Source organism: Marinobacter sp. S6332, from assembly GCF_023016045.1.
Lineage (GTDB): Bacteria > Pseudomonadota > Gammaproteobacteria > Pseudomonadales > Oleiphilaceae > Marinobacter.
Genome location: NZ_JALKAP010000005.1, coordinates 156,951 through 169,211, shown reverse-complemented (window position 1 = coordinate 169,211; position 12,261 = coordinate 156,951). Strand labels below are relative to the sequence as shown.

Annotated in this window: 9 protein-coding genes and 1 pseudogene; 6 read left to right on the top strand and 4 right to left on the bottom strand. The window is 52.3% G+C overall.

The features are described from left to right. Window positions 1-2: 2 nt before the first annotated feature. The 5 genes from MWU62_RS09285 to MWU62_RS09265 all read left to right on the top strand — a co-directional run bounded on the left by MWU62_RS09285 (window position 3) and on the right by MWU62_RS09265 (window position 6,467). Window positions 3-1,844 (top strand): extracellular solute-binding protein, encoded by a 1,842-nt coding sequence (locus MWU62_RS09285; protein ID WP_247114588.1) that lies wholly within the window; start codon window positions 3-5, stop codon window positions 1,842-1,844. Window positions 1,845-1,859: 15 nt separating this feature from the next. Next, on the top strand, window positions 1,860-2,945 hold the full coding sequence (locus MWU62_RS09280; protein ID WP_247114587.1) for a microcin C ABC transporter permease YejB: 1,086 nt from the start codon (window positions 1,860-1,862) through the stop codon (window positions 2,943-2,945). Between the two features lies 1 nt (window position 2,946). Further along, a complete protein-coding gene (locus tag MWU62_RS09275; RefSeq protein WP_247114586.1) occupies window positions 2,947-3,972 on the top strand; it encodes an ABC transporter permease in 1,026 nt (341 codons plus the stop codon). Between the two features lie 26 nt (window positions 3,973-3,998). Next, the gene (locus MWU62_RS09270; RefSeq protein WP_247114585.1) at window positions 3,999-5,615 is read left to right on the top strand and encodes an ABC transporter ATP-binding protein; all 1,617 of its coding nucleotides are present in this window, start codon (window positions 3,999-4,001) and stop codon (window positions 5,613-5,615) included. 66 nt (window positions 5,616-5,681) lie between these two features. After that, window positions 5,682-6,467, top strand: coding sequence for an enoyl-ACP reductase (locus MWU62_RS09265; protein WP_200360600.1), 786 nt, complete (start codon window positions 5,682-5,684; stop codon window positions 6,465-6,467). 81 nt (window positions 6,468-6,548) lie between these two features. Here MWU62_RS09265 and MWU62_RS09260 read toward each other — a convergent pair whose 3' ends face one another. Together MWU62_RS09260 and MWU62_RS09255 are read right to left on the bottom strand one after the other, a co-directional pair. Next, window positions 6,549-6,962: a PilZ domain-containing protein gene (locus MWU62_RS09260; RefSeq protein WP_247114584.1), complete on the bottom strand. Its 414-nt coding sequence runs from the start codon at window positions 6,960-6,962 to the stop codon at window positions 6,549-6,551. A 31-nt stretch (window positions 6,963-6,993) separates the two neighbouring features. Continuing rightward, window positions 6,994-8,817, bottom strand: coding sequence for a DUF1631 family protein (locus MWU62_RS09255; protein ID WP_247114583.1), 1,824 nt, complete (start codon window positions 8,815-8,817; stop codon window positions 6,994-6,996). Window positions 8,818-8,990: 173 nt separating this feature from the next. Between MWU62_RS09255 and MWU62_RS09250 the strand changes: the two genes are divergently transcribed. Then, window positions 8,991-10,058 (top strand): 3-deoxy-7-phosphoheptulonate synthase, encoded by a 1,068-nt coding sequence (locus MWU62_RS09250; RefSeq protein ID WP_247114582.1) that lies wholly within the window; start codon window positions 8,991-8,993, stop codon window positions 10,056-10,058. A gap of 3 nt (window positions 10,059-10,061) precedes the next feature. On the opposite strand, the pseudogene cobA reads toward MWU62_RS09250, so the two are convergent. Continuing rightward, a pseudogene (gene cobA, locus MWU62_RS09245) lies at window positions 10,062-10,820 on the bottom strand (uroporphyrinogen-III C-methyltransferase); the annotation flags it as partial. A 95-nt stretch (window positions 10,821-10,915) separates the two neighbouring features. Continuing rightward, window positions 10,916-12,190 carry a serine--tRNA ligase gene (gene serS, locus MWU62_RS09240; protein WP_247114581.1) on the bottom strand — a complete coding sequence of 425 codons (1,275 nt, stop codon included), beginning with the start codon at window positions 12,188-12,190 and terminating at the stop codon, window positions 10,916-10,918. Window positions 12,191-12,261: the final 71 nt, after the last annotated feature.

Here is a 12,261-nt window from a genome sequence, read left to right as displayed (position 1 = left end):
ACATGACAAAAACCTACAATATCTCACGCCTCACCTCGCTCTTTTCATTTCTGGGCCTGTTGGCCGCCACCGGACCTGTGTCAGCCGAGGATCTAGCAACCGACGCATCCAACCCGGCGCCCGAAGCTGTGCATGGCATGGCCATGCATGGCGCGCCGAAATACCCGGAAGGATTTAGTCATTTCGATTACATCAACGCCGAAGCCCCTAAAGGTGGCACCCTGAAGATGGCGGTTGTGGCTAATGGATTTGATACCTTCAACCCCTTTGTTATTCGCGGGGTAGCGGCTGCGGGGGTCAATAACTACCTCTACGATACCCTGTTAGAATACTCCGCCGATGAGCCGTTTTCCATGTACGGGCTTATTGCGGAGTCACTGGAAACGCCGGAAGACCGCAGTTACGTTACGTATAATTTGAGACAATCGGCCCGCTTTCAGGATGGCGAGCCCATTACGGCAGAAGACGTAAAATTCTCGTTTGAAACCCTGACTACCAAGGGGCACCCGTTTTACCGGAATTACTATGCGGATGTAAGCAAGATAACCGTGGAAAGCCCCCACCGCATTCGCTTTGATTTCCAGCAAACCAGCAACCGGGAACTACCTCTGATTCTCGGGCAGATGCCCATTCTGCCGGCCCATTATTGGGAAGATCGAGAGTTTGGAAAAAATGGCCTAACCCCACCGGTGGGTAGCGGTGCCTACCGTATTGACAGCTTTGAAGCAGGACGCTCAGTTGCTTACGGCCGACTAGAGGATTACTGGGCAAAAGACCTTGCAGTGCGCAAAGGCAGGCTTAATTTCGATCGCATTCGTTACGACTACTACACAGACGATACGGTAGCCTTGGAAGCCTTCAAAGCGGGCAGTTTTGATTTCAGAGTAGAAACCTCTGCGAAAAACTGGGCCACAGCATACAGCGGCGACAAGTTTGATAACGGCACGATTATTAAAGAAGCTATTGAACATCACCGACCGACAGGGATGCAGGGGTTCGTATTCAATACCCGCAAGCAAGTCTTCAGTGATCCAAAAGTGCGGGAAGCACTGACCTATGCCTTTGATTTCGAGTGGACAAACAAGAATCTTTTCTACGGCCAATATGCTCGCACCAACAGTTACTTTGAAAACAGCGAATTGGCAGCTACCGGTTTACCAACCGGTCGGGAGCTGGAAATTCTTGAAAAGTACCGGGATCAGCTTGGAGAGGACATTTTTACCAAGCCTTTTGAAGCCCCTTCCACCGACGGTAAGCAAGGCCTCAGGGTTAACCTGAGAACAGCTATGGAGTTGCTGCGCTCTGCCGGCTACGAAGTTCGTGACGGGAAAATGGTACATGCTGAAACAGGCAACCCGTTGAAGTTTGAGGTTTTACTGTTCCAAAAAACCTTTGAGCGGGTGGTGTTGCCCTTCAAGAACAACCTCGCCCGACTTGGGATCGACGTTTCTGTTCGTCTAGTAGACAGCAATCAATATGTCCAGAGAGTGCGGGAATTCGATTACGACATGATTACACAGGCAATTGGCCAGTCCGACTCCCCCGGTAACGAGCAGCGGGAGTACTGGCACTCATCCACAGTAAACGCGAACGGCTCGCGCAACTACGCAGGTGTGAACGATCCGGTGGTGGATGAGCTGGTGAATTTGGTCATTCAGGCTCCGGATCGCGAAGAGCTGGTACAGCGCACCCGCGCCCTCGACAGGGTTCTGCTGCAAGGACATTACGTGGTACCGCATTGGCACCTCGCGAAAGATCGCGTTGCCTATTGGAGCCACTTGAAGCACCCGGAGAAGACCCCTAAAAACGGCACAGACCTCGATGATTGGTGGGCAGAGCCCTGAGGAAGTAGTCGCTAAATGGGCATCTATATACTCCGGCGCCTTGCGCTGATTATTCCCACGCTAATCGGCATTCTGCTGCTGAACTTCGTGATTGTTCAGGCTGCCCCCGGCGGACCGGTTGAACAGTTGATTGCGGAAATGGAAGGCCACGGTGGCAGCACGTTGGCCCGTGCCTCAGGTGGCGATACAGGGGGCGAAGTTTCCGCGGCTTCCAGCGATAGCCGGGGCTCCCGGGGCATCCCCGATGAAATGCTCAAGGAAATCGAAGTGATGTATGGCTTCGATAAACCGGCCCATGAGCGCTTTTTCAAAATGCTCAAAGATTACGCCACCTTCGATTTTGGTGATTCTTTTTTCCGGGAAAAAAGCGTTATTGAACTTATCGTAGACAAAATGCCCGTTTCCATATCCCTCGGGCTTTGGTCTACGCTGATTATCTACTTTATATCCATACCTTTAGGTATTCGAAAAGCAGTTTCAGACGGCTCACGCTTCGATGTTTGGAGTAGTTCGGCCATCGTAATTGGTTACGCCATCCCGGGGTTCCTGTTCGCGATACTGCTGATTGTCCTGTTTGCCGGGGGCAGTTATTTCGACTGGTTTCCGCTGCGAGGGCTAACCTCTTCCGACTTCGACCAGCTTAACTGGTACCAGAAAATTGGAGACTACTTCTGGCACCTTGCGCTACCGGTGACTGCCAACGTGATTGGTGGCTTTGCCACGCTGACCCTATTGACCAAAAACTCGTTTCTGGACGAGATCGGCAAACACTACGTCGTAACCGCCAGAGCAAAAGGTTTGGATGAGAAACAGGTTCTATACGGGCACGTGTTCCGCAACGCCATGTTGATTGTTATTGCCAGCCTGCCGGGGGTGCTCGTCTCCCTGTTCTTTACCGGGTCATTGCTCATTGAGGTTATTTTTTCCCTTGATGGTCTGGGCTTGCTAGGGTTTGAAGCCGCGCTCAACCGGGATTACCCAGTCATTTTCGGAACCCTCTTTATTTTCACCCTCATGGGGCTGGTGCTAAAACTGATTTCCGATATTACCTACGTATTGGTGGACCCACGCATCGACTTTGAAAGCCGGGAGGGTGCGTAACATGAAGGCGCTCACCCCGATTCAACAGCGTCGTTTACGCAACTTCCGCAAAAACCGTCGGGGATTCTGGTCTTTATGGGCGTTTCTGGTCATTTTCGGGCTCACGCTGGTAGCTGAACTGATCGCTAACGACAAACCCCTTGTGATTTCCTATCAGGACACCTTGTACTTTCCGATAGTAGAGCGAGTTTCAGAAGAAACCTTTGGCGGATTTTTGCCAACCGACGCAGATTATCGCGACCCGTTCATCGCCGAAGAGATTCTCGCCAATGGCTGGATGCTCTGGCCTCCGATTCGATTCAGTTACGACACGATTAACTACGAGTTGGAAGAGCCCTCACCTGCACCGCCAAGTACCGTGAATTGGCTTGGCACGGACGATCAGGGCCGAGATGTAGCTGCCCGGGTCATCTACGGCTTTCGCATTTCCGTTCTGTTCGGCCTGACCCTCACCATCGCCAGCTGTATTGTTGGTGTAATAGTTGGCGCTATTCAGGGCTTTTACGGCGGAAAAATTGATTTGGTCGGGCAGCGTTTTATCGAAATTTGGTCGGGACTGCCGGTGCTCTACCTTCTGATCATCCTCTCAGGGATTGTGCAACCAAACTTCTGGTGGCTGCTGGGCATAATGCTGATGTTTAGCTGGATGGGCTTAGTAGACGTGGTTCGTGCGGAGTTCTTAAGGGCGCGCAATTTTGAATACGTAAAAGCGGCAAGAGCACTGGGGCTGGATAACCGGAAAATCATGTTCCGGCATATTCTTCCCAACGCCATGGTGGCCACGCTTACCTTTCTGCCGTTTATCCTGACAGGCGCTATTACCGGCCTAACCTCCCTCGACTTCTTGGGCTTTGGTTTGCCATCCGGGTCACCCTCCCTCGGGGAGTTGATTGCGCAGGGCAAGGCCAACCTGCATGCGCCTTGGCTGGGTATTTCAGCCTTCGTTTCCCTGTCACTGATGCTAACCCTGCTGGTTTTTGTGGGCGAAGCCGTGCGGGATGCCTTCGATCCCCGCAAGAATGGTTAAAAGTGAGCTGATATGAGCATACTTATATGAGCAAACTGCTTGAGATAGACAATCTCTCTGTCTGCTTCAATCAGGCCCAGAGAGCCGTAGATTCCATATCTCTTAGCCTGCAAAAAGGTGAAACTCTAGCCTTGGTTGGAGAGAGTGGCTCGGGAAAATCCGTTACTGCGCTGTCTGTGCTGCGCCTATTAAATGAGCGCCAAGCCAGCTACCCCACTGGTAAGATCCTTTATTGCGGTGAAGACCTTCTGCAAGCACCAGAGAAACGTTTGCGCCAGGTTCGTGGGCGGGAGATCAGCATGATCTTTCAAGAGCCCATGACTTCACTTAATCCTCTGCATAACATTGAAAAGCAAATCTGTGAAACTCTGGAGCTTCACAAAGGTATGCGCGGCCCTCAGGCTCGGGAACGGTGTTTGGAGCTTTTACGACTCGTCGGTATCGAGAACCCGGAAAGCCGACTTGGCGCCTACCCACACCAGCTGTCCGGTGGCCAGAAACAGCGCGTGATGATCGCCATGGCGTTAGCAAATGAGCCGGATTTGCTGATTGCTGACGAGCCAACCACCGCTCTGGATGTAACCGTTCAAAAACAGGTATTGGAGCTACTGCAAGACTTACAGCAGAAGCTGGGAATGGCCATCTTGCTGATTACCCACGACCTTACCATAGTGCGGCGCTACGCCAGCCGGGTAGCGGTAATGGAACATGGAAAGCTGGTTGAGCAAGCCGAAACCGCGGCCTTGTTTGCATCGCCTAGCCACCCATACACGCGCAAACTTCTAAGTGCAGAACCTCCAGACGCACCCTTGGCGGTCGCAAAAAGTGACAAGCCATTGTTAGACGTGAACAAACTCGATGTGCGCTTTCCGACCCGAAAGGGGCTATTCGGCAAGGTAAAAGAGCATTTTCATGCAGTAAAACAGGTCAGCTTTACTCTGGATCGGGGGCAAACCCTCGGGATTGTCGGCGAAAGCGGTAGCGGCAAAACCACCATTGGCCACGCCCTACTAAAGCTTACTGCGAGCACCGGCAGCATAAAGTTGGATGGCCAAGAGCTTTCCGGATTAGACCAAGGCGCCTTCCGACCTTGGCGTCGGCGGGTGCAAATCGTTTTTCAGGATCCTTTTGGTAGCTTGAGCCCGCGTATGTCCATTGCTGAAATCGTTCGGGAAGGCTTGGAAATACATGACTCTGATAATCGGGACAGCCACGACACAAAAGTGGTTGCGGCACTCAAAGACGTAGGCTTGGATCCAGAGGCGAGGCACCGCTACCCACATGAATTTTCCGGTGGCCAGCGCCAACGCATAGCAATTGCTAGAGCATTGGTGCTTCAACCAGACCTAATCATTCTTGATGAGCCCACATCGGCTTTGGATCGCACTGTGCAAAAGCAAGTGATCGAACTGCTTCGGGATATTCAGGCACGCTATGGTCTAAGCTATATCTTTATAAGCCACGATCTAGCTGTCGTGCGGGCACTCAGTCATCAACTGTTAGTGCTGCGACAGGGTACGATTGTGGAACACGGCGATGCGGGCCAGATTTTCCGTGCGCCCGCACAAGAATACACACAAGAATTGCTTCATGCGGCGTTTTTCTATCAGCCGACAGATGCAAACCTCACTACGACCATTTGAGCGTTACTCCTGCCAGCCGACTTCGGGGATAATGCACTAAAATCAGGAACACAGGGAGAACAACCCATGGGAATACTCAGTGGCAAGAAAGCACTTATCGTTGGCGTAGCCAGCAAACTATCCATTGCATACGGCATTGCCGATGCCTTTGCCCGCGAAGGCGCAGAGCTGGCATTTACCTACCAGAACGAAAAACTGCAACCCAGAGTTGAGAAGTTCGCTGAGGGCTGGGGCAGCAAACTCATCTTCCCTTGCGACGTTGCCAGCGATGAAGAAATCGAAAATGTGTTCAAAGAGCTAAACAAGCACTGGGACAATATCGACATCATCGTTCACGCTGTTGGCTTTGCGCCAGGCCATGAACTTGATGGCAACTACGTGGACGTAACCACTCGCGAGGGCTTCAAAATCGCCCACGACATCAGTTCCTACAGTTTTGTTGCTTTGGCCAAAGGTGCACGCTCCATGATGCACGAAGGCAGCTCCTTGCTGACGCTGAGCTATTTGGGCGCAGAGAAGGTTCTGCAAAACTATAACGTGATGGGCCTTGCCAAGGCTTCACTGGAAGCAAACGTACGCTACATGGCCGCAAGTTTGGGCCGTGATGGTATTCGCGTAAACGGCATTTCCGCAGGACCGATCAGGACTCTGGCGGCATCGGGAATCAAGAGTTTCCGAAAAATGCTCGCTGAAAATGCCCGGCGTGCGCCCCTTCGCCGCAACGTGACTACAGACGAAGTGGGTAATGCAGCAGCCTTTCTGGCTTCTGACATGGCCAGCGGGATTACCGGTGAGATTATGTATGTAGATGCCGGGTTCAATATTACCGGCATGGGCGAACTAGAAGAGTAACGCTTAAAACTGTCAGTATTCAGGCAAAAAGCCAGCGCAACGCTGGCTTTTTGCTGACCCATACCCCTCGTAAGCGCTTAGCTATGGCGGCTCAATAGCGCTCGCCACTGCCTCCGCCCACTCTACATAGGCCGTCTGATCTGACTGGATGATTCTCACACCCACTCGAAAACCATCCTCAGCCGGTCGACACCAGCTGACTTCCACCATGAGAACAAAGGGTTCCACATGATTTACCAATTTAACGGATATCGGATACAGGGCACCCACTGACAGGTCCTGTTCGGTAAGCAAACAAAGCCCACTGGCTGAAATGTCACGCACGCCGCAAGCCATTTTCCGCAGGGGCGAAGCAACAACGCCTTCTGATGCAGGGTAGCCAGCTTCCAACTCCAGCATTACCTGTGCCCGAGCAGTTAAGCGATACTGCATGCGTTTGTCTTGACCGCTAACAGGATCCTCTGGCGTTCCAAACGTATAGTCAGTGTCTTGCATTATTATTCCTGGCTTCTTGTTTGCCATGCGATCAGCTACGCCCGACACGAATACGGCCGACCACTCGGCTTAGCGTGTCATCAAATTCAGAGGCGCCACCCAAAATTCGAATTCGTTCCTCCACGATACCCTGAACCAGCTCATCATCCATAAACTCGCGCCGGTTGAGCCCTAGCTTGTCGACGAAGATCAGCTTTCGGGATGCGTTGGTTCGAACAGCCAGCTTAAGCCTTGTCGCTGCAACAGCGGGTTGCTCGGATTCCACAGCAATCCAGCCACCAAGGCCTAAATCATCTACTTGCTTCTGCGCCAGTTGTGTTTTTTCAATGTGCACACGCTCCTGCTCTGCTTGAGCGTCTGCTAAGCGCTGTTCCTCCAACTTCTGGCGTTCGCGTTCCAAAACCGCCAATCTTTCGGCTTCATGCTGCTGGCGTTTTAGCTCGGCGGCCTCCCTTTCTTGTCTTAGGGCATCGGCCTGAGCCTTAGCCGCCGCCGCCGCTTGCTCCCTTTGTTTTCGTTGCTTTTCACAAGCTGTTGCCAGCAACTGGACAGTCTCTTCAAGCACATCACCAAATGGTGTCGGATCCGGCAGTGGACGAATGCTCCCTTCCTCCTTGGACTGGCAGAAGGCTTGCCAAGGCTGAAGTCCCAACTTTACACCTGTACCGTTTGTCCAGAGGATTTCCGCAGTATCTTCAAGCAAGGCACAAAAATAACGGCGTTGTTCCTCAGTCCCCTCACCTTCAACAAACCAACTGTTCTCAAAGGGCTCAAACTCTTTGTGTTGTGGCGGTGCAAAATTGAGCCAGGCCGGGCTCCATAAGAAGCGACCGTCATCCGGTAACGCATCAACCAGCTCGGGCGTTTCACCCCGCAACCGGGACATCAAAACTGCCCCAATACCCGCTAGCGAGTTCGGAGTTAAGGGGCGATCAAATACTCGTCCCCAAACATCTACCAAGCGGTCACCTAGCTGTTCCCCAACATGGTAAAGCCGGTCCCGGTCTTTATCTGATAGCGACGGATCCCCCACCCACACGAGCCATTCCAGTAACTTGTTGCCATGCCGACATGCTTCGCCAGTAACCCCGGAATCCCACACCGTCTGTTTGAGCAGGCCTTGCCAGTGCTCGAAAATAAAACTAAGAACCGGCTGCGGCAGCTTTCTACCCTGCAGCGCACGGCCGATAAGGGCTCTGGAAGTTTGATCGGCCCGCCGTTGCCGAGCAGCGCCTTGTTCGGTCTCCAACAGTCGCTGGCGCAGCTTGCCGGTTTGAGCGCTGCGCTTGAATGAGTCCTCCTGCCACTGCCTGCAAAAGGTATCCACCGTGCTCGAGGTGCCAGACTCGAAACTGGCAGAAACTGCAGTTACCAAAGCATCCAGCTGATCCAAAAGAGCTTTGGATGAGCGCCCACCAGAATCACTCCAGCCGCGCCATTCCTGAAAGCTGTCTAGCCATACCAATAAGGTGTCGTTGAACGCTCGGTGGCCATCAAGGTTCATACGCCAGGCAAGATAAAACCTCAATCGGGCAATACGGCGCACGATCTGTGTATGCAGCCCACTGGTTTTTAGGAAGACATCCATGATGCGGTCAGCTACATAAGCTGCGTTGATCTGTCGAACCGACCAATCCAGATTTACTGAGCGGAGTACATGGGTAACTCGCTCATCCCGTTGCTCTGTCCAACATGAAGACAGCAAAGGTTGCCAGTCGCTGGCTGTTTCGGGCGACAGTTTACCGGCGGGATAAGGAAGATCAGGAACCCGAATGCCTGCAAGAACTTCATCAATTTTCTTGGCAACTGCCTTCCGCGAGGCCACCTGGTTAGATTTCGGCCTGTTTTGTGACATCCATTCCCCATGCTCAAGAAGCGTTGAAAAGGCCCAGTAAATAAAGCAGTATAACGAACTCGCCGGGGTTGGCCAGAGTCGGGTCCGGTGCTATTCGCGTTAATTTGTAGCCCTGTTTGAATATTGCACAGTTCAGCCGGGCAGCACGATAAGAATCGGGGAAACAGCAAAAAATGTCCGGCAATAAACTTGAAAATCTGAACGTGGCGAGCCAAGAAGCACTGATTACCCCTGAAAAGCTCAAACAGGATATGCCCCTAACTGGCAAGGCTGCGCAAACTGTTGCAAACGGCCGTCAGGCTATTTACGACATTATTGACGGCAAAGACCACCGGTTGTTCCTCGTGGTAGGCCCCTGCTCAATTCATGATATTGACGCAGCAAGAGATTACGCCAACCGCCTCAAAAAACTGGCAGACGAAGTGAGCGATACTCTGCTAATTGTTATGCGCGTGTATTTTGAAAAGCCAAGAACCACTGTGGGCTGGAAAGGTCTTATCAATGACCCACATTTGAATGACACCTTTGATATCGAGCGCGGTCTGCACCTGGGTAGACGCCTATTGCTCGACATCAATGAGCTCGGGTTGCCGGTTGCGACCGAAGCTCTGGACCCCATATCGCCCCAGTATCTTCAGGACTCGATTGCCTGGTCGGCAATTGGTGCCCGCACCACCGAATCCCAGACCCACCGCGAGATGAGCAGTGGCCTATCTATGGCGATCGGTTTCAAAAACGGTACAGATGGCAGCTTGGACGTCGCTGTGAATGCTATGAAATCTGTCGCCTACCCCCATAGCTTTTTGGGGATCGACCAGCAGGGCCAAGTTGCAATAATCCGCACCAAAGGCAACCAGTACGGGCATGTGGTACTGCGTGGCGGTGGTGGTAAACCGAATTATGACTCGGTTAGTGTAACCCTCTGCGAGCAAGCACTAGAGAAAGCTGGCTTACGTAAATCCATCATGGTGGATTGCAGTCATGCCAACTCCAGCAAGGACCCGGCTATCCAGCCGATGGTTATGCAGGACGTCAGCCATCAGATCCTCGAAGGCAACAAGTCAATTCAGAGCCTGATGATTGAGAGCAACATCAACTGGGGTAATCAGTCTATTCCTGAAAATCTGGCAGATCTGAAATACGGCGTGTCTGTAACCGACGCCTGTATCGACTGGGAGACCACAGAAAAAGCTATTCGCGAGATGCGTGACAAGCTAAAAGACGTTCTTCCCAAGCGCTAAAACTCAGGCTGGCTGGATTGGTAAACCACCTACCCAATCCAGCCTGTCCCTCAGGCCAACCACATGGCCCACAATCACCAAGGTTGGTGCCTGCACCCCCTCTTCATTTACCCGCTTCACGATTGTTTTCAAGTCGCCAGTGACTATCTGCTGCTCCCTAGTCGTACCCTTGGAAACCAATGCAACTGGCATGTCGGGTGTCATACCGTGCTCTATGAGCTGCTGGCATATAATAGGTAGGCCAACTAGCCCCATATAAAACACCAGCGTTTGATTATTCTGGACAAAGTCTTTCCAGGGTAAGTCGCAGGTATTGTTTTTGAGGTGCCCAGTCACAAACCGCACCGACTGAGCATAATCGCGGTGAGTCAAAGGAATGCCCGAATATGCTGCACAGCCAGAAGCCGCTGTTATACCCGGAACAACCTGAAACCGAATACCGGCACTGGCAAGAGTTTCAATTTCCTCGCCACCCCGACCAAAAATAAAAGGGTCGCCACCCTTTAGTCGAACAACCTTATAGCCTTGTTTGGCCAAATCCACCAGCCTCTGGTTGATTTGATCTTGAGGCAACGCATGGTTTGCTCGCTGTTTGCCAACATGAATTCTTTCCGCCGTCTCCGGAATCAAAGAAAGAATTTCGGGTGATACCAGTCGGTCGTAAAGCACCACCTCTGCCGCTGTAATAAGCCGCCATGCTTTTAGGGTCAAAAGCTCAGGGTCACCGGGGCCAGCCCCTACTAGCGCCACTTCACCGGCGGAGCTGTTAGGGTTGGAGGTAACCGGGTTTGTTCTGTAGCGAACCGGCGCTGGCCTCGCACCAACGCCTAATCCAACCTCTTTCGTGGATTCATCACTCATTGAATACGCTCGGCACCACCCATATAAGGCTTGAGAACATCAGGAACAAGAATGCTGCCATCCGCTTGCTGATAATTTTCCATCACTGCAATCAAAGCGCGGCCGACGGCCAGACCAGAACCGTTCAACGTGTGCACAGGCTCAGGCTTTCCGGTTTCAGGATTACGCCAGCGAGCACCCATGCGCCGAGCTTGGAAATCACGCGTATTGGAGCAAGAAGAAATCTCGCGGAACTTGTTTTGCCCCGGTAACCAAACTTCAATATCGTAGGTTTTTGCGGCAGAAAAGCCCATATCACCGCCACACAGAGCCACCAGTCGGTAAGGTAACTCAAGCAATTGCAGCACCTTTTCCGCATGGCCCGTCAGCGCTTCCAAGGCTGCATCGGATTCTTCGGGACGAACGACCTGAACCAGCTCAACCTTATCGAATTGGTGCTGACGAATCATTCCACGAGTATCGCGGCCGTAGGAACCCGCTTCGCTACGGAAACAGGGCGTATGGCAAACCATTTTAAGGGGTAGCTCATCGGCACCAAGAATCGAGTCCGACACCATGTTGGTAACGGGCACTTCTGCTGTCGGAATCAGATAAAGCGAAGGCTCGCCCTGCATCTTAAACAAATCTTCTTCAAACTTGGGTAACTGGCCAGTGCCATAGAGCGCATCGGCATTTACTAGATAAGGTACATAGGTTTCGGAATAGCCATGCTCGTCTGTATGCAGGTTCAACATGAACTGAGCAAGGGCTCTGTGCAGACGCGCCAGCTTTCCACGCATAACAGCAAAGCGGGAGTGCGCAAGGCGTGTGGCTGTTTCGAAATCCAAGCCCCCAAGGTGCTCACCCAAAGCAACATGGTCTTTTGGCTCGAAATCAAAATGCTTTGGTGTGCCCCAAGTGCGCACTTCAACGTTATCTTCTTCAGATTTTCCCGGAGTTACGCTCTCGTCCGGCAGGTTCGGAATGCCAGCTAGAAACGCGCTAAGCTCTTCTTGAAGAGCGCGCAACTGTTCTTCAGCTTCCGATTTGCGGGATTTCAAGTTTTCCACTTCTTCCCGTAACGGCTGTATGTCTTCACCCGCAGCCTTGGCTTTGCCAATCAGCTTCGACTTTTTGTTCTGCTCGCTCTGCAGGTTTTCCGTACTCACCTGAAGGGCACGGCGGCGCTCTTCAAGGGTTTCGAAAGCGGCAACATCAAATACAAAGTTCTTGATGGCCAGCCGGCGGGCGATCTCTTCAGTCTGGGTACGGACGAGCTTGGGATCGAGCATGGTTATCCTGAGTTTTTTCGGTTTGCGATGTGTTTGGAATAACTCGCCATTATACCTGTGCGGGCGCCTGT